Annotated in this window: 22 protein-coding genes; 15 read left to right on the forward strand and 7 right to left on the reverse strand. The window is 39.0% G+C overall.

What is annotated here, in order from left to right:
• Positions 1 to 192: 192 nt before the first annotated feature.
• Positions 193 to 750, forward strand: coding sequence for an AAA family ATPase (locus QMF37_RS13135; protein WP_283478486.1), 558 nt, complete (start codon positions 193 to 195; stop codon positions 748 to 750).
• Positions 751 to 1,258: 508 nt separating this feature from the next.
• On the opposite strand, the gene QMF37_RS13140 is transcribed toward QMF37_RS13135, so the two are convergent.
• Both QMF37_RS13140 and QMF37_RS13145 read right to left on the reverse strand, forming a co-directional pair.
• Complete coding sequence (locus QMF37_RS13140) at positions 1,259 to 2,077, reverse strand: permease prefix domain 1-containing protein (protein WP_283478487.1); 819 nt, start codon at positions 2,075 to 2,077, stop codon at positions 1,259 to 1,261.
• Positions 2,074 to 2,415: a PadR family transcriptional regulator gene (locus QMF37_RS13145; protein ID WP_283478488.1), complete on the reverse strand. Its 342-nt coding sequence runs from the start codon at positions 2,413 to 2,415 to the stop codon at positions 2,074 to 2,076. Before QMF37_RS13145 ends, QMF37_RS13140 begins: the two co-directional genes overlap by 4 nt.
• Positions 2,416 to 2,701: 286 nt before the next feature.
• On the opposite strand from QMF37_RS13145, the gene QMF37_RS13150 reads away from it, so the two are divergent.
• The 3 genes from QMF37_RS13150 (at position 2,702) to QMF37_RS13160 (ending at position 4,704) form a co-directional block, all read left to right on the forward strand.
• Positions 2,702 to 3,256: a GNAT family N-acetyltransferase gene (locus QMF37_RS13150; protein ID WP_283478561.1), complete on the forward strand. Its 555-nt coding sequence runs from the start codon at positions 2,702 to 2,704 to the stop codon at positions 3,254 to 3,256.
• A 53-nt stretch (positions 3,257 to 3,309) separates the two neighbouring features.
• On the forward strand, positions 3,310 to 3,633 hold the full coding sequence (locus tag QMF37_RS13155; protein ID WP_283478489.1) for a ribonuclease E inhibitor RraB: 324 nt from the start codon (positions 3,310 to 3,312) through the stop codon (positions 3,631 to 3,633).
• A gap of 507 nt (positions 3,634 to 4,140) precedes the next feature.
• The gene (locus tag QMF37_RS13160) at positions 4,141 to 4,704 is read left to right on the forward strand and encodes a hypothetical protein (RefSeq protein WP_283478490.1); all 564 of its coding nucleotides are present in this window, start codon (positions 4,141 to 4,143) and stop codon (positions 4,702 to 4,704) included.
• A 319-nt stretch (positions 4,705 to 5,023) separates the two neighbouring features.
• On the opposite strand, the gene QMF37_RS13165 is transcribed toward QMF37_RS13160, so the two are convergent.
• Positions 5,024 to 5,350, reverse strand: a complete 327-nt coding sequence (locus tag QMF37_RS13165; RefSeq protein ID WP_283478491.1) for a hypothetical protein — start codon at positions 5,348 to 5,350, stop codon at positions 5,024 to 5,026.
• Between the two features lie 368 nt (positions 5,351 to 5,718).
• Between QMF37_RS13165 and QMF37_RS13170 the strand changes: the two genes are divergently transcribed.
• From QMF37_RS13170 to QMF37_RS13180, 3 genes are all read left to right on the forward strand, one after another.
• On the forward strand, positions 5,719 to 6,312 hold the full coding sequence (locus QMF37_RS13170; protein ID WP_283478492.1) for a type IV toxin-antitoxin system AbiEi family antitoxin domain-containing protein: 594 nt from the start codon (positions 5,719 to 5,721) through the stop codon (positions 6,310 to 6,312).
• Positions 6,309 to 7,148: a nucleotidyl transferase AbiEii/AbiGii toxin family protein gene (locus QMF37_RS13175; protein WP_283478493.1), complete on the forward strand. Its 840-nt coding sequence runs from the start codon at positions 6,309 to 6,311 to the stop codon at positions 7,146 to 7,148. Before QMF37_RS13170 ends, QMF37_RS13175 begins: the two co-directional genes overlap by 4 nt.
• 248 nt (positions 7,149 to 7,396) lie before the next feature.
• On the forward strand, positions 7,397 to 7,954 hold the full coding sequence (locus QMF37_RS13180; protein WP_283478494.1) for a GNAT family N-acetyltransferase: 558 nt from the start codon (positions 7,397 to 7,399) through the stop codon (positions 7,952 to 7,954).
• Here the strand turns inward: QMF37_RS13180 and QMF37_RS13185 are convergent.
• From QMF37_RS13185 to QMF37_RS13195, 3 genes are all read right to left on the reverse strand, one after another.
• On the reverse strand, positions 7,938 to 8,333 hold the full coding sequence (locus tag QMF37_RS13185) for a replication initiation protein (RefSeq protein WP_283478495.1): 396 nt from the start codon (positions 8,331 to 8,333) through the stop codon (positions 7,938 to 7,940). The two genes, QMF37_RS13180 and QMF37_RS13185, sit on opposite strands and share 17 nt — an antisense overlap.
• Positions 8,334 to 8,443: 110 nt before the next feature.
• On the reverse strand, positions 8,444 to 9,286 hold the full coding sequence (locus tag QMF37_RS13190) for a site-specific integrase (protein WP_283478496.1): 843 nt from the start codon (positions 9,284 to 9,286) through the stop codon (positions 8,444 to 8,446).
• Between the two features lie 149 nt (positions 9,287 to 9,435).
• Positions 9,436 to 10,938: a primase C-terminal domain-containing protein gene (locus QMF37_RS13195; RefSeq protein ID WP_283478562.1), complete on the reverse strand. Its 1,503-nt coding sequence runs from the start codon at positions 10,936 to 10,938 to the stop codon at positions 9,436 to 9,438.
• 839 nt (positions 10,939 to 11,777) lie between these two features.
• On the opposite strand from QMF37_RS13195, the gene QMF37_RS13200 reads away from it, so the two are divergent.
• Both QMF37_RS13200 and QMF37_RS13205 read left to right on the forward strand, forming a co-directional pair.
• Positions 11,778 to 12,587: a ParA family protein gene (locus tag QMF37_RS13200; protein WP_283478497.1), complete on the forward strand. Its 810-nt coding sequence runs from the start codon at positions 11,778 to 11,780 to the stop codon at positions 12,585 to 12,587.
• Positions 12,580 to 13,041: an SH2 domain-containing protein gene (locus QMF37_RS13205; protein ID WP_283478498.1), complete on the forward strand. Its 462-nt coding sequence runs from the start codon at positions 12,580 to 12,582 to the stop codon at positions 13,039 to 13,041. Before QMF37_RS13200 ends, QMF37_RS13205 begins: the two co-directional genes overlap by 8 nt.
• A gap of 360 nt (positions 13,042 to 13,401) precedes the next feature.
• Here QMF37_RS13205 and QMF37_RS13210 read toward each other — a convergent pair whose 3' ends face one another.
• On the reverse strand, positions 13,402 to 13,626 hold the full coding sequence (locus QMF37_RS13210) for a helix-turn-helix domain-containing protein (protein ID WP_049694982.1): 225 nt from the start codon (positions 13,624 to 13,626) through the stop codon (positions 13,402 to 13,404).
• A 451-nt stretch (positions 13,627 to 14,077) separates the two neighbouring features.
• Between QMF37_RS13210 and QMF37_RS13215 the strand changes: the two genes are divergently transcribed.
• From QMF37_RS13215 to QMF37_RS13240, 6 genes are all read left to right on the forward strand, one after another.
• Positions 14,078 to 14,569 carry a helix-turn-helix domain-containing protein gene (locus QMF37_RS13215; RefSeq protein ID WP_283478499.1) on the forward strand — a complete coding sequence of 164 codons (492 nt, stop codon included), beginning with the start codon at positions 14,078 to 14,080 and terminating at the stop codon, positions 14,567 to 14,569.
• 290 nt (positions 14,570 to 14,859) lie between these two features.
• Positions 14,860 to 15,051 (forward strand): hypothetical protein, encoded by a 192-nt coding sequence (locus QMF37_RS13220; RefSeq protein ID WP_283478500.1) that lies wholly within the window; start codon positions 14,860 to 14,862, stop codon positions 15,049 to 15,051.
• Positions 15,052 to 15,078: 27 nt separating this feature from the next.
• Complete coding sequence (locus tag QMF37_RS13225; RefSeq protein ID WP_049694980.1) at positions 15,079 to 15,306, forward strand: hypothetical protein; 228 nt, start codon at positions 15,079 to 15,081, stop codon at positions 15,304 to 15,306.
• A 71-nt stretch (positions 15,307 to 15,377) separates the two neighbouring features.
• On the forward strand, positions 15,378 to 16,499 hold the full coding sequence (locus tag QMF37_RS13230; protein ID WP_283478501.1) for a hypothetical protein: 1,122 nt from the start codon (positions 15,378 to 15,380) through the stop codon (positions 16,497 to 16,499).
• A 24-nt stretch (positions 16,500 to 16,523) separates the two neighbouring features.
• On the forward strand, positions 16,524 to 19,094 hold the full coding sequence (locus tag QMF37_RS13235; protein WP_283478502.1) for a VirD4-like conjugal transfer protein, CD1115 family: 2,571 nt from the start codon (positions 16,524 to 16,526) through the stop codon (positions 19,092 to 19,094).
• Positions 19,091 to 19,309: a hypothetical protein gene (locus QMF37_RS13240; protein ID WP_283478503.1), complete on the forward strand. Its 219-nt coding sequence runs from the start codon at positions 19,091 to 19,093 to the stop codon at positions 19,307 to 19,309. Before QMF37_RS13235 ends, QMF37_RS13240 begins: the two co-directional genes overlap by 4 nt.
• Positions 19,310 to 19,326 lie beyond the last annotated feature (17 nt).

Below are 19,326 nucleotides of genomic sequence, written 5' to 3' on the forward strand. Positions count from 1 at the left end.
TTTCGTCTAAATGAAAAAGAGTTTCTTCCATTAGTGTCTTCATCTTGTTCAGCGACCTTTCAAGTTTTTGGTATTCCTATACCCGGAAACCAATAAAAAGAAGCATCACCAAAAAAGCGTAAGAACCCTAACAAGTAGACCATTTCACACACAAAACATTGAATAAATTAAAGGTTTCGGGGGTAATCACTGATGAATTTTGTGCTTATATTTGGTCCTCAAGCAGTTGGTAAAATGACTGTTGGCCAAGAGTTAGCAAAAGTAACTGGATTAAAACTATTTCACAACCACATGACCATTGAATTACTTGAGCCATTATTCAACTTCAGTCCTGATATGTGGAGGTTATCAACTTTATTTAGAACGGAAATTTTTAAGACAATAGCTAAGAGTGATTCAGAAGGCTTGATTTTTACTTATGTATGGGCTTTTAACGAACAAGAGGATTGGGATTTTGTAGACGATATATGTGAAATATTTAAATCTAATGGTGCTGATGTTTATTTTGTAGAATTAGAAGCCGATATCGACACAAGACTGCAACGAAATAACAGTCCAAATAGACTTGATAACAAGCCTACTAAGAGAAACGTTGAATGGTCAGAAAACGAACTAAAAGAGTCAATGAAAACCCATAGATTAAACTCCACAGAGGGCGAAATTAGGAATGAAAATTACATTAAAATTAACAACTCCAATTTGAGCGCTTCTGATGTTGCTAGAATGATTTCAGAGAAATTTGAAATATAGTCCTCATGTGAATGATCTTAATCTATTATGGCGACTGTTGAGCGAGCAGTTTCAGAAAAGAATTGCTATTGAGCAAGTGAACACGAAAGAAAGCTTGTATCGAAAATATGAATATTACATAGTGCATCCCAAAAGTTAGAGTTCAAATCTAATTTTCGAGGTGTTATTACATGGAAAAAGTTTCTATAGAGTAAACGAAAATAAATGGTCGGATATGAAAATAGTATCGACAATCCTCTGCTGCTTATACTTACTTTTCCTAAAAAACTGCAGCAATGCTTATTTTTCGACCTTATGAGATATAACGCACTCTAATTGCTATTTTGTTGTGTTTTTCAAATTGATCTTTTTTACTCCGAATCATTCATATTTTCCCTTTATAACAGATTTTTTTGATGAAGTTTTGAAATATAAAGAAAAGAGAAGAAGATTGTCGCCTTCTTCTCTTCATATTAGGAACCATCATTTTTGATAATACAATCTGTACCTGACCACTAATTTTGAAATTCTAGTTGATATTCACGCTTCTCTTGCCTACCAGAATATAAACCAAATATCCGATTATATTAAAAAAAGCAAAAGCAATAATCCAAGCAACATTCAATCGTTTATGATGGTAGGCATTGATCGTTGCCCAAATTGTGAATAGTGTTGCATAGATGGCTAATCCTGAAAATAAAATAATCCCCATCCAGCTGCCGATAAGTCGTGTTTCCATTTCAACGTACCACTTATTTCCCCCACCACTTCCATAAGGATAAAAGTTCGCTAGTAGCCAATCTGGAGACCAAACAGACTTACTGTATTGATACTCAGGTTTTGCATTCTCTACGTAACCAAATACGGAATTTACACCTACACCACTGACATTATAGATTTTAACTTCTGAGATTTGATCTGTTGCATCGATTAAGGCAGCAATTTCTGTTTTCATTGAATCGGTAAGTGAACTTTGGCTTCTTAAAACTTCGTGTACAGCTGTAGCAACTTCGGAATTCTCAGAAGCATTTTCATTTTCGTATGCAGAAATCAATCCAAATGCCACAATACTTAACAGTAGAACTGTTATGGCTAAATATAAAATCCAATTAGCAAATATTCGTTGTGCCTTAAACAATTGACCAACTATCGAACGCATTTCTTGTTCTCCACCAAAACGTTCAATAGCAAGTTGAATTGCTTCTTTCTCTGATTTCCCTTCTTGTTTCAACTCGTGAACTGCTTCTAACAAGTGGCTTTTCATTTCTTTTTTTGATTCATTAATCTCTTTTTTATTCCCACCGACACCCTGATACACTTCCTCAACATATGCTTCTATTTGTTTCATCCCTGTTCTCCCCTTTCTAAAAATAAATCCATAAGTTTTTTAACAAATTCCCACTCTGAACGTTTTTCTTCAAATCCTTTTTCACCTAAAGATGTGAGTTTATAGTATTTTCTTCTTCCTCCTGGTCCTTGTTCGTCGCCCCAGTAAGATGTGATCCATTCCTTTTTTTCTAATCGTTTTAAAGACAAATATAAGGTCCCTTCTTTTAATTCGAATTGATCTTCGCTTTTTTCACGGACGATTTTAGCGATTTCATACCCATACATATCCCTGCCGTGTAAAAGAGAGAGAATTAATGTATCAATATGGCCTTTCAATACTTCTTTATTAATTTCCATTTCCACACCCCTTTACATTATTTTATTTCAAACTACTATATAATACAAGGTATTATTTTTTTCGAGTTTTTTAGTACGTAAGTTTCGAAAATCCTCTGCTTTCATAACCGAATGGTATATTTATAGAAAGCATTCACAAACAGGAATGTTAATGTCATGGCTAACTGGTATGTTGGTTTAACTAACGTTGTGGTTAAGAAAGTTTAAATGACCATTTCCGGACTATATTTGCAACTTGCTTGAGCTTTGAAGGGACACTAAAACGAATGAGGGGCGTGTGAATGGAATGGTCTATCTAGGTGATAAGCCACTACTAGTAGGAAAGACAGTTATTCTTAGACCGTTTAGGGATAAGGACTTTCCTTTTATAGAGGAATGTTTAAAGGACCCAGAAGTATTAAAACTGACAGGGAGCGACTCGGATTTTAATCAGGAAGCGACTCTCCATTGGTACAATACAAGAAATAGACAAACGGATCGCTTGGATCTTGCTATTGTTGATCCATCCCAGGACTTCTTAGTAGGAGAAGTGGTGATCAATGCATACGATGAAAAAAATCATAGTATGAATTTCAGGATTCTCATCGGACCAAGAGGGAGAAATCAAGGGTTGGGAACGGAAGCGACTCGACTGACCATTAATTATGTATTTGAAAATACAACACTCAATCAACTAACTTTAAGCGTTTTTGACTTTAATCCAAGAGCCAGGCATGTATATGAAAAGGTTGGCTTTGTACTATCTAGCATTGATAAAAACGATCTAGAGTTCGAAGGCGATTGGATTGACTCTATTAATATGAAGTTAACAAGAGAGAATTGGCTCAACAGAAAAAAGTGATAACATATTAGCAAAAACTAATTCACTACTCAAGATCTGAAGGAGACGAAAAAATGACAGTATTCCCCAACGATGAAGATGGACAAGTATTAAAAATGTTATCTAAACAAGGCGTTGACTTTACAGAACCACATAATATTGATTTTGTGATTGCAGTTCCAGCTAAAAAGAACGGTAAAGCAATTTTAGAAACTTTAAGAAGTGAAGGATTTAATTGTGAATTAGAACAAGATGAGGAAACTGAAGAATGGACTTGTTACTGTTTTATAACGATGCTTTTGAAATACGAAGAGATAGTTGATATACAAAAACGACTTGACGAATTAAGTAAACCTCATGATGGCTATACAGAGGGATGGGGACTCATGGTTAACTAAACGGCTGTTTAAAAAGAATAGTCGGATAGGTGTGAGCCCTTAAAGCTAAATTTTTAGTTTATGCAGCTAATTGGTTGGCGTGAGCTCGGTATTTCACTGGGATCATACCGGCCAATTTTTGTTGATGCGCTCGGTATTGTAGTAGAAAATGAGATTAGTATCGACAATCCTCTGATTTCTATACTTAAGTGGTATATTTATAGAAAGAAAGTACAAATAGTGTTGTTGACATTATGGATTACTGACATATGAGTTCAAGTAATTATATTATTGCAAAAGTTTAATCTTCAACAAATAAACAAATTTGAGGAGGGAATTTCATCAAAAAGATATATGTAATAAGTTCTTTGATAATTATTGTTCTGGCAAGTACGTTGATTCTCTGGTACAAAAAATATTTCGGGCTAACAAGTGATGCTTATGAAAGTGCATTAAATAGTTTTATAGTGAGTTTAGTAGTTCTTGCTGTTACTGTTATAGTTATTAACTTCTTGTTTAGTCACCATCATGAAAAACTTAATAAAGCAAAAGAAAAAAAAGGATTATCTTCAAGTATTGAAAAGTTCGCATGATAGCTTGGTTAGTCAATTCAAAATTTATATTATTACATTTGTAACTAAAGAAATGGCTGTCACTTCATATGATGAGAATGACAATATAAAGTTCAATATAGAGCTTACTGATTTGAGAAATCAGCTTGATACATATGTATCAAAAGACTTTTTCACAAAAAATATTCTTATTACTACACCAGGTGTAGAGGAGTTATTTACTTTTGATACTCTTAATCAAAGCCATACAGATTGGCTCTCAATTAATAACAAGGTAATTTTAGGTAATATTCATAAGTATTTAATGCTCTATTCTAAATTAATGCCCAATGAAATATTAAAGTTATTAATTGAAATAGAGTTAGCTATAACTCAAAAAGAAGTTTTTATGGTTCCAAATATGGAAAGCCTTCAAAATGAATTAAATACAAGAATGCTTGCGGATAATGCATTAGAAGTAGTCAAAAAACAGCTTGCTGAAATAATTAATAAAATTATTGAATTTGAAAAAAGCGTTTAAAAAAAGAGTGGCCGTGGCTACTCTTTTTGTTTGTGCTATTCCCTTTGCTTTAGGTTTAAGGTGGGGGCAGGTTTCATTTTGTAAATTTATATGGAGTAAGTGAAACCAAACGAAATTTTTGGCGCGGATATGAGAACAGTATCGACAATCCTCTAATACGATTAGCAAAAAGCAGACAGTCAACCCTGTTAGCAGCAGCTTGATTGCTTAATCTAATAAAATAGCGTCAATAAGCGATTTCAATTGATATCATCCAAAATTCAAACTCTCCTTCGGATAGCATTGAAAATCCCACTGCCAGTCTGGCAGTGGGATTGATTTATAGGCTGATAGATCCGGAAGGGGAATTGCTTTGCTGCCCACTCATACGGATGAGAATATCAATCGCGGACAGATCTGGTAAATCAGAAACAAATTTTTTAGCACTTTCGAAGTCACTAAAAGCAAAGGCCTGCAATTCCGTTTCAATCACCCAACCTTCATCTTCCCACGTGATTAAGTAAACACGCACAATGGGCTGGGTAGCCGTTTTTTTATAATTTCCCCCTGCAATAACCACTCCAGTATTTGGTTGCATCGGACTGATCAATGTCTCGATTAACACCAGTCCATCCAGTTCTTTTGGCAATCTCATTTTATTTTTCATAGTGTTCTCCCTTTCTTTGCTGCAGTTGTTTTTAATAGATTACCGAATACAGGGAAAGAGCACAAAAAGTCGTTTTGGATGTTTCAACCGGGCAAACATCACGTTTGAGCGTTTGAATGAGCTTCTTTGCATTGAAAAATAGGTATTACATATGATTTTTCTATCGAAAATACTTTATGAACACAACTAACGAAAGAATAACCGCCTTAAATGATTAATTGTATATGACTAGTTATAGAACCCACCACGCCTCTTCACAATGTGGACCACGGTGGGTCGTTTTATTTCTAGATCTTGGTTTCTATTTTTTTGCATTTACACGTAATTAGTATAAAATTGTAGTATAAACGCAAAAGAAGGTGATCACAGTGTCCTACACAACACAACTCCTTGAATTGATTGATAGGCAAGATGGACTCGTCTTGACAAGAGATGCTGAAACAGCAGGAATTCCGCGGTATTATTTAACGTTATTGGCCCGTGAAGGGATCATTGAGCGCGTAGGTCATGGGGTCTACTTGACCCCTGACACATTCGAAGATGACCTGTATATGCTACAGGCACGAAGTCCACAACTCATTTTTTCTCACGAAACGGCTCTGTATTTACACGATTTGACGGATCGGGACCCTATCTCGTATTCCGTTACTGTGCCAACAGGCTATCATAACCGACTCCTCATGAATAATGACTTACAGGTTTATACGGTAAAAAAAGAATGGCATGAGCTTGGGGTAACAGAATCTTCTACAGTTTATGGCCGGCAGATTCGTCTATACAATGCCGAACGTACCTTATGTGACCTGTTCAGGCAACGGAACAAAGTAGATGCTGACCTATTAAACGACAGCATGAAGCGTTACTTAACGCGGAAAGAAAAAAATATTCCGCAGCTGCTGCGCTATGCTGATCTATTCCGGGTTTCTTCCCCGATTCGAAAGTATGTGGAGATTCTCTTATGAAAAGTTCTAGACAAGTGAAAGACCTCATTAAAAATATGTCCAAACAACGTGGAATTCACGCGCAGCTTCTTTTGCGGAATTACATGTTCGAACGCTTACTGGAGCGTATCGCCCATTCGGATTTCAATCAACATTTTGTACTAAAAGGCGGCGTCTTGGTAGCTTCTATTATTGGTGTTGATTTGCGTTCCACTATGGATATGGATGCAACAATCCAAGGGTATCCCGTGAACCAGGATGCGATTGAGAAAGCCTTCTTGGATATCGTGTCCATTTCCCTCGAGGATGGCGTCATCCTGAGTTTAGAAAAGGTGGAACCGATTCGTGACGAAGCAGATTACAACGGCTTCCGTTTATCTATATTGGCGCAGCTCGATCAAGTTCGGCTTCCCTTAAAGGTTGATTTGACCACTGGAGACAAAATCACACCGAAGGAAATAGAATACCAGTATCAGCTTTTGTTGGAAGATCGGAAAATCGAGGTACTCGCCTATCCAATTGAAACAGTCCTCGCTGAAAAGCTCGAGACGATGATTACAAGAGGCACAACTAATACCCGACTTCGGGATTTTTATGATATTTATGCGCTACTCGAAACCAAAAAAGCCGGCTTCAATAATGACCTGCTGCAAAAAGCATTCCTCTCTACTGCCAACCACCGCGGATCTGAAAGATTGCTAAAAGATGGAGAAGCTATTCTAAACGAAGTCTTTCAGAGCGATTATATGGAACAACTGTGGACTCGGTATCAGCAACAGTATCCGTATGCTACCGATATTAATTGGAAAGCCATCGAAAACGCCGTATTACGGTTGTGGAAAATGAGCATTCAATAAAAATAATGAAAGCTGAATTTCCCTTATTTGAGGAAGAGTTGGCTTTTTTTGAAAATCTTCTTTTGTTCTTTAAGTCATTCCTCTATTTTTATAATCTAATGTTATATTTATGACAAGAATTCGCTGAATTATATAGAAGACTACTAAAATGAAACGACGCTATTTGATGAAGTTGCAATGTGGCTGTTGATGTTATGGATTTCTTAGAAGATAGATAGCTCTAAAACTTACGAAGGTGGAGATTAGTCGTGAAAAAGAAATTCCCAATTATTGAAACAGATAGATTAATCTTACGAGAGGTAATAAAAGAAGATTCAGCTGATATGTTCCTCTATCTATCTGATAAAGAGGTAATGAAACATATGGGGCTAGAACCTTTTCAGACAGAAAAAGAGACACTTGATGAAATTGGCTGGTACCAAAAAATATTCAAAGAAGCCACAGGAATTAGATGGGGAATAACACACAAAGAAAATGGAAGAGTTATTGGAAGTTGTGGTTTTTTTAATACGCATCCCGAGCATTCCCGAACTGAGATTGGTTATGAATTAAGTAAAGAGTATTGGGGTAAAGGCATTGCCAGTGAAGCATTGGAAGCTATCATTCTTTATGGGTTTCAACACTTCCAATTAGAACGAATTGAAGCATTAGTCGAGCCTGCTAATTCAGCTTCATCAAAATTGTTAGAGAAAAACGGATTTAAACGGGAAGGATTACTAAGACACTATGAATTTACTTGTGGTAAATTCGATGATTTGTATATGTACTCTATCTTAAAAGGTGACATCATCAAGACTTACAGTTGAAAAGATATTTTTTCAACTGTAAGAAATAGGGTATTAGATTTGATGAAAAAGTAAATTGAATTACTTCGGTCTCTTTTACATACTTAACACTTGCTAGCCAATGGGTCATCAGCCATCCCCCATCTTCACGAGGAATTTCTACTACTTTAGACAGGAGCTCATCGATAATTTCTTTAAACTGTAAATCACTGTTTAAGCCTTCTAACTCAAGAAACCTATACAATTCATCGATAGGAAGTTCATAGGTTTGATCTTCTTGGTCAGTTTTATTTACCAAACCCGCTACTATGAAAATAATCTTCTTCTCCATTTCAGTCAGCGCATTTCCTTGGTATATTTCCATCATATGTTTTCCTTCACTAGTCATCTGATGTTCCAAAATAAAAACCCCCATTCGTTTCCCCTTTTTTAAAAAACTAAGTTTACCTTGTTTGGTAAAACAAAAAATAATGTACTTCGCTTATCCTACTCTATTTATTCATTTTGAAGTTACTTATAACGTTCAAAAACAAGCTTTAGAGCCGATGTAAGCGACATAGGGGTAACACCCAACAACTCCACCATTTCGTCGAAAGACTTCTCCTGGACCTTATACAAGTCATAAATATAAGCCATCCGAACCTCTTCCGTCTTAAACCGCTCGGGTAGCAGCCTAGTTAAGCCCAAATAAATCTCTTTCATATTGTTCCGCAAATAATCGGGGCCATACTTTTTATCGGATGCAACCAAATAATCGTGTTCTCGAAACAAAGCCCTCTCCATCGCCTGTACAATCACAGCAACTTCCGCGGAATCTTCGAAAATTAGCTGCCAAAAAACATCTTGGGACGTCACAAAATTCATTTCTATTCGATCCCCTAAATCACGAAAATGCCTGCCTTGTAACCGTTCAATCTCCCGCATCCGAAATCCAGCCATCGCAAACAAAAAATAGAGCTTAGCATTCAATGTCAAAGTCGAGTGCTGCAGCACCTTTTTCTTCTCCTTCGCAAAATCTGAATATAAAAGTGTAGCCGGTTGCTTCTCTATCACTAATGCATATTCAAATTTAGGCATAAAATCAACCGGTACTTTCCCTACTTTCCAAAGATAATGAAAATACTGACGAATATGGTACATTTTCCGCTTAACTGTACTCGCCTTTAACCCTTTGTCCTTTTCCTGATCTAAAAATGCCCGAACATCAGCCGGTTTGATTTCATAAGGCTCCAGCTGCTTGTTATTCCGAAGATTAACAAAACGAACAAATGCCTTCAATAATTCCAGTTCAGTCACCAATGTTACAGGAGAAATGCCTTCTTTTAATCGATACGCTTCATAACCACCTAACATCCAGTCTCCCCTGCCTTTCTTTTCATCTAGTTTAACAGGATAAAAGAAAATTCCCCAAATCAATCCTTCAAACGAAAAGAAAATAACAACTGCAAAACAACCCTATAAAATCAAACACGTATACAGATATGTATTGGCAGACTGGACACTTACGAAGAATTGAATTTTTTTCCAGTTAAAGACACGTTCTCAGGGAATTTTGTCAGCAATGTCAACTGATGTTCAAGTTCCCATAAGGCACTAGCATTCTCAGGTGATCCATTTAGTAACGTAAGGGCCTCATAATACAGGGAACGATGTTGTTGGTTGTATTCAAGCGCACACTGAAGAAGCACGGCGACCGAGGTCAATCCGGTCTGTGCACTTCGCCCTTTTCCGATTCGTTTGATGAGAAGTTTCTTGGATTTACGGATAACTTCGTTGAACGTGCTTCGGGACATTCCGATTGCTTCACATACTGTCTTCTGTGTAGTCCATACAATTGGCTGGATCGTACTGGTTTCCGACTGGATATACGCCAGCAGATCATCTTCCCACTCTGCGTAGTGGCTGCGGACCCGATCCTTTCGTTTCTTCTTGAATTTGTGCCAGCCTCCCAGATGATTCGTGACCGGTACTTCCTTTCCTGGAAGCCATGTTTCCAGAAGTTCTTGGATATAGATCTGGCTTGCCCCTTTGAAACGGCCCTTGTAGGCACTCTTAACAATTTTTTGAACCTCACTGTGGCGTACAGGTACTTCCAGGGATGAATTGTATTGATCCAGCAGGTCCAGTGTTTCCCCTACCTCGTTTCCTGCGCTGTAACAGGCCAGAGCAAGCGTATACATAAGGTTGTCACGCCCAATTTGCCCATGACTTCCTTTTACATGACGTGTGGCCACTAATTCCCGGAACCATTCGGTCTGTGTCGGATTCAGCCCCTCCCCTTTCGATTCCACGACAAATAATCCACGGTTTTGGTCATCGTCCTGTCGTTTTGACCAGCCAATCAGGTGGTGCATGGAAAAGACCATGTCTGCGGAAAACCAGCGGACGTTTTCTTCATTGGGCATGCGGAAAAAGCCAAAGTCATTGCAGGATAGATCGACTCCCTGTAGGACCTTCGCCAAACTGCGCCTGATATTCTCAGAAATCCGTTTGGCTACCTTCAGTCCGCGGTAGTCGTTCTGATTGCTGATGAATAGCGGTGTTTCCAGCACAAAATAGACCTGAAAGCCTTTTGGGGTCTCCAGGATGAGTGTGGGGATTCCGACGCTGTGATCGAGCGCAGCGGTTAGAATTTCCGTATACGGTTGTTTTTTCGTATCGATGTCAACAACGAAGGTATTGATTTGCTGTAGGTTCTTTTCTGTGTGTCCCTTGAGGTGCCGTCTTTCAACATCACTGTACCCCAAGTAGTTGTGTACATTGGGAGTCCAATGCGAAAGTTCAACAAAATCCTCCAAGAGAGTCTCTTTCGAGGTAACCACATACCCTCTAACACCTCCTGGTGTCGATAGATCTTCTTTAGATCGGGTCACAGAGATTGCACCTTTTTTATGTTTCTGCGTTTTCTTGTGCTCATTAGTGACTTGAGGAAGGGTTGCGGAAGAATACCTTTGCTTATATGTATGAATTCCTTCATGCAGAAGTAAATCGAAAATATTATTCATCTTTACCACAAAGCATTCCCCTTCCCCATTCAATATCGACTCTACTAAACTTCTCTATAGTTCATAAACTAAAGCAAGGAACCTACTCTGTAAATAGCTTGAAATCAAGTTTTGAGTACATACAAAAGTAGATATTTCTACTTTTCTACCTGTGTGAGAATGAATCCTATTCTCGCATAGGTAGATATTTCTACTTTTCTACCTGTGCGAGAGTGAATCCTATTCTCGCGCAGGTAGATATTTCTACTTCTCTACCTGTGTGAAAATGAACTCTATTCTCGCAGAGGTAGATATTTCTACTTTTCTACCCGTGTGAGAATGAATTTTATTCTCGCACAGGTAGATATTTCTACTTTTCTACCTCTGCATATATAAATTAAAAATAATTTTAAGAAAAATAGATCGAAACATCCATTTAACAGCCTAAAAACAGACCACTTTTTTAAAAGATTATAACAAAAGTAGAAATATCTACTTTTGTTATAATGAATATTAATCTCGCAGAGGTAGATATTTCTACTTTTCTACTTGCGTTAGAACGAACTCCATTCTTGCAGAGGTAGATATTTCTACTTTTCTACTTGCGTTAGAACAAATTCCATTTTCGCAGAGGTAGATATTTCTACTTTTCCACTTTTGTTATAATGAATCTCATTCTCGCAGAGGTAGATATGTCCACTTTTCTACCTGTGTAGGGAACAACCCCTAAATATTACATTTATATTACATTTTATTTTTAATTCTCACAAACTTCTACTTGTGTTATTATCAGAACTATACAGAAGTAGAAGTTTGCTAGGTAGAAGTTTGTAGTAATAAAAAATCTAGGAGGAATAATAATGACAGCTAAAACAATCGTTGTTGGAAATTTTAAAGGGGGAGTGGGTAAAACCAAGGTCTCGGTCATGGTAAGTTGGGAATACGCAACTATACATAAAAAGAAGGTTCTTCTCGTCGATATGGATCCACAAGGGAATGCCAGCACTTTGATTGCTCGTTCAGCAGGAATTGAAGAGATTGGTCAAACCATTTTCGATGGTTTTAAGAACAAAAATCTCCAAGATGTTGTTGTGAATGTTTCTGAAAATCTTGATTTGATTCCCGCAGCCGTATCATTTAAAAACTTTTCAAAGTTTCTATACCAAAACTATCAGAATGATTTAGAACAAATCACTTTATTGAAAACGCTTTTAGAGCCTCTAAAAGCAAACTACGACTATATTTTTATTGATGTGCCACCGACAATTAGTGACTATTCAGACAATGCTATGATGGCTTCTGATTATGTTCTTATAATATTGCAAGCCCAAGAGCTATCATTGGAAGGTGCAGAAACCTATGTATCCTATTTGCAGTTTATGGCAGATGAATACGAAGCCGATATTCAGGTTCTAGGAGTATTGCCAGTTCTTTTGCGAGCTGGGGGACGTGTTGACATAAGTACTGTTGAACGGGCAACTGAACTTTTTGGTGAAGACAATGTTTTTAAGAATGTTATTAAACACTTAGAACGTTTAAAAGCTTGGGATATGACCGGAATTAAAAATGAAGATCACCATGACAGAAAAGCACATCAAACCTTTTTAGATGTCGTCGATGAAATAGAGGAAAAACTCGAAAGGCTAGAGGAGGAAAATATCGATGTCTGAAATCTCAAAGAAAGGTCCTTTAATTAAGAAAAAGACAAGAGCTAATACGCTTGAAAGACCAAAACCAGTAGTAATAAATAGCCAAAACGATTTTAAATTCAATAATACACCATCAACTCCAACCAAACCGGTGGACAAAGAATCTACAACTAAACAAAACATTATATCGGCTCCGTCAATTGAGAATAAGTCGATGATCCCTGTTCCCGAAACAATAGCAAGACAGCCCCGTAAAACAAAGTCCATTGTTGGAAAAAATAATAACGTAAAATCCATTAAAGTTCCACAAGATCTTCACATTCAAATTGGAGTACTTGGAAAGTTCATGGACGAAAATAAAACCTATGCTATTATTTCAGAGCTTGTTGAGTATTATACAAAAAATGAGTTAACTGATCGACAGCAAAAGCAGTTTGAATACATGACAGATTTCTTTAATGAAAATGAAGAGTAATATTATTTAGCAAAAAGAGTTATTCACACACTCATTCTAACAAATATCTACCTAACAAAAGTGGATATTTCTACTTTTGTTAGGTAGATATTTCTACTTCTTTTAGATAATCTTTTAATTAATTAATCTAAAGTATGCTAGCATGCTGATATGCTCGTATATATCTGCTGAATAGTAAAACATATAACTTTGAACTATTAAGTGAACTATTATCTTGGATTAAAAATGAAAAAATTAGAATGAACTTCAAACAAATTTATAACAAACTAAAAGGGCTGAGAATCATTTCTCAGCCCTTTTAGTTTGCTCTATTATTTAACAAATATATATCTGTAAATTTTTACTTAGTCAGCAACGTGTTTAATCTTCAAACATTTTATGATTAAAAAACTCCGATAATGTCATTCCAAAACCATGAGCTATCTTTTTAATGGTACTAATTCGTGGAAACTTAGATCTACCAGCCATGATTTCAGATATGGTTGATTGTTTCACGCCAGAGCGTTTAATCAATTCATTGGTTGTCCATCCTCTTTCAGTCAGTAGCTGCTGGATACGAGTCGTTACGGCCTCATCAATTTGCATACAATACCTCATCTCATTCACATTCTAATCATTATCTTGAATTTTCAGACGCCATAGGATTCGCATGTCATTAAGAAATCTTTAATCCAAGATATTTTACCATCAAACAAGAAGTGCTAACAATGGTAATAGACCTTTTTCAAGAAAAAAGATCAAAAGTTAAAAATGATCAGATGGTCATTGCGAGGGGGGTGTATTCTCCTACTTCCTACACTCGAGAACTTCCTATTTTTAAAAAATTGTTACTTTTAACTCTCTTATCCAATCGTTTCTTTTGCTGAATTCGATAAACAGCTTTCTTCTAAAAATCCTACTAGTATGATTTCCCCCTACTTTTGTATCAGTATACCGATATTATTAACAGTATACTGTTGAAATAATATCGGTATACTGATAGACTCTGACTAATCAACGATGATCCGCATCATACACCAGAAGGGAGGGGGAGTAGATGTCGGTATGGTTTGGCGACTGGATCAAGGAACAGCGGGTGGCACTCGGTATTTCTCAGTCTGAGTTATCTGATAGGACCGGCAATCAGATTCCTCAAAGCACCATCAGCATGTGGGAGCAGCGGAAGAATGAAAACCCGTCCGCTCAAAATGTACGGCTGGTAGTGGAATCACTGGGAATTCCCATAAGGAATTTCCCTTGGGAATCTATCCTCTTCAAGGATAAGAACACGGAAGCGAGGGATCACCAGATGGCAGAGAGGTTTTATCTATACGATTTAGCGTCAGCGTCCAGTTTAAAAACATTCGAGGGAAAAACGTATGAATTGAAGGGGGTAGTCGGTGTGGAGAAAGAATCCGGAGACGTTCGTCATATCACGGATCTCTATTATCGCACGCGCTCAGTGATTTCCGAAAAACGGCTGCTGGCCAAACGAAAGAATCAGCACGATGACTTGATAAAAATAGCAGGCATCAAAAAAATTAAGTAAGTCAGTAGCACACCCTTAAGAACAGTAAGCAACACCCAAACAACTTCATAGTTCGTGTCTGTCGCAGATGGCAACTTGCGGTATGGATATACGACGAAATGGTTTGGCCAAAGTCGCCTAAAATTGGCTGTTGTTCCGTTGCCAGATTATAGTTCTTGGTCACCTAAAAACCTTGTGCGCTGCAGCTATAGGCTGCAGAGAGTTAGCGAATGAACCTGCTATAAATTCGCCGAACATTACTGTTCTTAAGGGTGTGCTACTACCTACCAAATCGAAAGGCGGTTTTAGAAATGGCAGCAACAAAAGAGCAAAAAGAACTGAAGACCAATGCCGAGCACCTTCTTGCTTATAACGGCAAAAATTACGACGATTGGTTAGAGGAGAAACATCAAGAAGTGATTGCTGAAAACATTCCGTTGTTAATGAACCTCTTGAAGAAAGAACGGAAAGCCGCAAGTCCTGGCACAGGTTCACAAAACTAAGAGATAAACGGCAAAGGAGGGGTTCAAATGGATGGATTAATCGAAACGGGTTTAAGTATATTGGAATGGGCCCAACGATTGGGGTTGATTGCTGCAGCTATCGCTTTTTGTATCGGCGGGTTCACGTTGATGCTAGGCGGAGATCGCGGACGTGGGAAAGCCATCGGTTGGTTTATCGGTGCAGCCGTCGGATTGGTCATTGTGATGGGAGCCTACGGACTTGCAGAAGGCATTGACAGTAACATTAAATTTTAATAAATACAGAGGAAGAGCCGCTCCGGAATGAGTGGCTTTTTTCTATTAACTGGCTAAAGGAGAACTGTTCCATGTTAAAGATATTATTTATAGGCGCACCAGCCGACGCCATCGCGAATCATGAAAAGATGGACTTGGGCCAAGCGGTTGCACTGACGCACGAATTGGAATTGACGTACCGCAACGAACAGCGAGAAGCCGCTGCTGAGTTTTTTGTGATTGGGAAAGACGGTCTCGATCTTTATAAGGGCGTGTTCAACTTCGGCTCCTATAATTACCCGAATATTTACCATCAAATCAAAGACAAAACGACAAAAATTCGTGTCGACAAAGAAAAACAGGCGGACAAGCTTTTTTTGCTGGAACAGCTTGAAAAGCTAACGCCAGAAGAATTCAAGAAAGAAGAGAAAATAGATCGCGCACTGATCAACGTCGATAAAGATCGCATTTCTCGATTAAAGAAGTGGCAGCGGGTCACGGTGTATTCACTCACCGCTGTCTTAGGAGTGGGATTGCTGTTCTTCGGAGTTTTGTACTTCCTGCAGAAAGCCCAATATGAGGAGGCTCTAGAGGAAGGGCGTAGCATTGTCAGTCAGCAGGAGGAAACCATTGAAACCTATGAGTACGGTCTTTTAGGAGAAGAGGCGATATTCCTAACATCCCTCGAGGCAAAAGAGGAATTAACCGAAAGTCAAAAACGAATCCTAGCTACTCTTTATTTAAAGAAGAGCGAATTTGAAAAAGCTGTCCAAATCATAGAAGATACCGTGTATGTAGAAACACTCATCCTGAAGAATCTGCAATTGGACAAAGCGGAAAAGATCCAGAAAATCAACGAATTTAACCAACTGTACCCCACAAACGAAGCGCGATTCGATTTGGCTTACTTTGAAGGGGATTACAAACTAATGATGAACCTTCCTTCGATTAACATGACGGTTGAACGTTCTGAAATGAAAACCTACGGTCTCCTGAAGCTCGGGAAAATCGAAGAGGCAAAAGGAGAACTGAATAACAACAACAGCGACGAGTTAAAGCAGAAAATCGATTTACACGAGGTGCTGATTGCCGAAATCAAAACCCTTGAGACCAATTTAGCAGATGCAAAAAAAGCTTCTAAAAAGGATAACAAGGCGATTAAAGCCCTCAGTGCGGAATTGAAAAAGAAAAAAGAGGAACTGGCTGCACTATAACTGAAGAGGGGAGGCAATTAGCGCATGTTCAATAACCGTTTTACCTTTTATCTGAAAAAGATGGGGATTCCATTGTCGATCCTAGCCGGTTCATTCACATTCTTTTTTCTTACACTGAACTTTCTGGTGAATGTGGTGACCGAAGTATTCCAAAAAACACTTGGCACCGGTAATTTACTTGAACCCGAACCGGTCAATCTGGCAACATCCATGATTTACAGCTTTCCGTTCCTGGGTACAACGTCGGTTGTCTATGGCGTGCTTTTCCTGGTTTCATTCACAGCGGCTGCAGTCCTGGTCTTCAAATACATCACAAACTATGGTCAAATTAAGAAAGAACAAAAGGGCAGTGCCCGTTTTACCACGTTTAAGGAAATCCAAGACCAATACCGAGATGTTCCCGAAAAAGAGGAGCGGTTCAACGGGAGTGGCGGGGTGCCCGTAGGTCGCTATAAAAAAAGACTCTTTATCGACGACAGTCCGGTAAACAACATGGTAATTGGGACAACGCGAAGCGGGAAAGGCGAAACATTCGTCTTTTCGGCCATCGACATTTACAGCCGCGCAGAACAACAAGCCAGCATGATTTTGAATGATCCGAAAGGGGAGCTGTATGCTGCATCTAAAGACACCCTCGAAGGGCTTGGCTATCACGCGGAAGTATTGAATTTGATGAATCCGATTCAAAGCATGTCTTACAATTTGCTGCAGCTCACGATCGATGCGTTCATGGAGGGTAATTTTTCGTTATCGCAACAATATGCCCGCTCTGTGGCCTTTATGCTCTATCACGATCCGAAAGCGAAGGATCCCTTCTGGGCGAACTCGGCAACGGATTTATGCACCGCGCTGATTCTGGCGTTATGCGAGCAATGCAAAAAGGAGCAAGAAAAGATCAACATGTACAATGTAGCATTGATGCTCTCGGATTTGGGCACGCGGATGATGAAAAATGAAGACGGGGAGGAAGTCAGTGCCCTGGATGATTTCTTTTCCAAGTTTCCAGAAAATCATCCGGCTAAAATGCAGTACGCCACCATCAACTTCTCCAGCGGACAAACCAGAGCCAGTATTTTGGCCAACGCGAATGCCAAACTTGGTGTTTTTACGCTCGATGGTACGGCTAAACTGACCTCCCGAAATTCATACGACATGTCCAAGATCGGATTTTCGCGCTGGATCAAAGGAAAGGCCGCTCCCGATACACGAATCCATGTGACCTTTTCTGGCAATAAAAGAGCGACGATTCGAACGGATGCGGATGGCATGTTTACGTTATTCCATAAGAACCCGTTACAGGTTGGTGATTCCTTTACGATCACGGCTGAAAAAAAGGTAACCGTGGTGAACATCACCGGATTGATTACGCGAGAACGGAAAGATGAAGTGAAAATTCACGAAGGACTCCTAGAATATGAAGTGAACAATGCGAACGTTGAAATGATGGCCATCATGGACTTCGACAAGCCAACGGCAGTGTTCATGATTGTGCCCGATTACGATGCCACGTTGAATGTCATTGCTTCGCTCTATGTGAAACAAGTCTATACCAACTTGGCCCGCATCGCCTCCAACTCGGAAGGCGGCAAATGCCACCGGGAAGTTATTTTCATCCTCGATGAATTTGGGAACATGCCGGCGATTGAAGGCATGGCCAATATTGTGACCGTCTGTCTCGGTCGGAACATCCGCTTCAACTTGGTTATCCAAGCGTATGCCCAGTTGGAGAACCTGTATGGCGACGATTGGAAGACCATTGACGGAAACTGTGGGAACACGCTCTATTTGTTGACCGCGGATGAATCCACAGCTGAATTGATTTCCAAGAAGCTGGGGGAAGAAACCATCCTCACCAAGTCCCGCTCCGGCCAGACCCTGTCCATGAGTAAATCTAAAACAGAAAGCGTGGATTCTAGAAGACTAATGACGGCTACGGAAGTGATGGGACTGAAAGAAGGAGAGATGATTGTGATCCGCATTATCAAACGGCAAGATAAGGAGCGGAAACGGATCAAGTCTTACCCGATTTTCTTGACGGGCAAAACCGCATTGAAATACCGCTGGGAATACCTGTCGGAGTTCTACAACACCGATAACTCCATTAATGACATCGACATCCCGTGCGAACATTCCATGACCGATCTGAATCAGCTGCGCGCTTCCTTCTACACCAATAACTTTGCTGATAACCTGCAGACGATCAAAACTGGCAAAAAGGATTTACTGAAAAGGCAGGAGGAACAAAAACGGGTGCGAGAAAAACAAAAAACAGTTGAAGCGGAGGTAGCTTCGGCCAAACAGAACAGCAGCTCTTTAAGGCACCAGAAACGAAAAGAAGCCATGCAAAAAGAAGCAGAATTTAATGAGTACGTGAATGAGCATTACAAAGTAGAGCAACTCTTCAATAGCACCTTCCTTCGAAATGTAGACGCTGAACATCCGGAACACTACCTGGACATGGGCATCATCGACTTTCGGGAATTCGTCTTGGCCAATACTCACCAACTCGAAGACAAGTTCTGTTCTGTCATTTTAACGAAGATAAACGGCGTCTTAACGAAACTAAAAGAAGAACAGGAGCGTGTAACCAAATGAATGTGAAACTGGAGCAACTGGACCGCTATTTGTTAACCCGTGAAAATCGGCTCGATGCAGGGGACGTGTTAACTGTTAAACTGATAGATGGAATGTTGACAGTCTATAAAGAAGAGGATCTCGAAAGCGGAAAGAAGAAGCATGTGACATTGGTTGAAAAGTTCGATGATCAATTGGACATGACGATCGAGGACTTACTCGTAAATCAAGTATAGGCAGTGACGCATTCTCA

Origin of the sequence: Planococcus sp. S3-L1, from assembly GCF_030063085.1 — a bacterium.
Classification (GTDB): domain Bacteria; phylum Bacillota; class Bacilli; order Bacillales_A; family Planococcaceae; genus Planococcus; species Planococcus kocurii.

Coding starts and splice junctions, on each gene's coding strand:
- QMF37_RS13210 (WP_049694982.1), bottom strand. CDS start 13,626: ATGCAAATTGATGAGGCCGTAACGACTCGTATCCAGCAGCTACTGACT.
- QMF37_RS13195 (WP_283478562.1), bottom strand. CDS start 10,938: ATGAATAATATTTTCGATTTACTTCTGCATGAAGGAATTCATACATAT.
- QMF37_RS13175 (WP_283478493.1), top strand. CDS start 6,309: ATGAAAAGTTCTAGACAAGTGAAAGACCTCATTAAAAATATGTCCAAA.
- QMF37_RS13160 (WP_283478490.1), top strand. CDS start 4,141: ATGAAAAACTTAATAAAGCAAAAGAAAAAAAAGGATTATCTTCAAGTA.
- QMF37_RS13230 (WP_283478501.1), top strand. CDS start 15,378: ATGTTAAAGATATTATTTATAGGCGCACCAGCCGACGCCATCGCGAAT.
- QMF37_RS13135 (WP_283478486.1), top strand. CDS start 193: ATGAATTTTGTGCTTATATTTGGTCCTCAAGCAGTTGGTAAAATGACT.
- QMF37_RS13155 (WP_283478489.1), top strand. CDS start 3,310: ATGACAGTATTCCCCAACGATGAAGATGGACAAGTATTAAAAATGTTA.
- QMF37_RS13165 (WP_283478491.1), bottom strand. CDS start 5,350: ATGAAAAATAAAATGAGATTGCCAAAAGAACTGGATGGACTGGTGTTA.
- QMF37_RS13140 (WP_283478487.1), bottom strand. CDS start 2,077: ATGAAACAAATAGAAGCATATGTTGAGGAAGTGTATCAGGGTGTCGGT.
- QMF37_RS13220 (WP_283478500.1), top strand. CDS start 14,860: ATGGCAGCAACAAAAGAGCAAAAAGAACTGAAGACCAATGCCGAGCAC.
- QMF37_RS13190 (WP_283478496.1), bottom strand. CDS start 9,286: ATGTTAGGTGGTTATGAAGCGTATCGATTAAAAGAAGGCATTTCTCCT.
- QMF37_RS13215 (WP_283478499.1), top strand. CDS start 14,078: ATGTCGGTATGGTTTGGCGACTGGATCAAGGAACAGCGGGTGGCACTC.
- QMF37_RS13235 (WP_283478502.1), top strand. CDS start 16,524: ATGTTCAATAACCGTTTTACCTTTTATCTGAAAAAGATGGGGATTCCA.
- QMF37_RS13150 (WP_283478561.1), top strand. CDS start 2,702: ATGGTCTATCTAGGTGATAAGCCACTACTAGTAGGAAAGACAGTTATT.
- QMF37_RS13205 (WP_283478498.1), top strand. CDS start 12,580: ATGTCTGAAATCTCAAAGAAAGGTCCTTTAATTAAGAAAAAGACAAGA.
- QMF37_RS13145 (WP_283478488.1), bottom strand. CDS start 2,415: ATGGAAATTAATAAAGAAGTATTGAAAGGCCATATTGATACATTAATT.
- QMF37_RS13225 (WP_049694980.1), top strand. CDS start 15,079: ATGGATGGATTAATCGAAACGGGTTTAAGTATATTGGAATGGGCCCAA.
- QMF37_RS13240 (WP_283478503.1), top strand. CDS start 19,091: ATGAATGTGAAACTGGAGCAACTGGACCGCTATTTGTTAACCCGTGAA.
- QMF37_RS13200 (WP_283478497.1), top strand. CDS start 11,778: ATGACAGCTAAAACAATCGTTGTTGGAAATTTTAAAGGGGGAGTGGGT.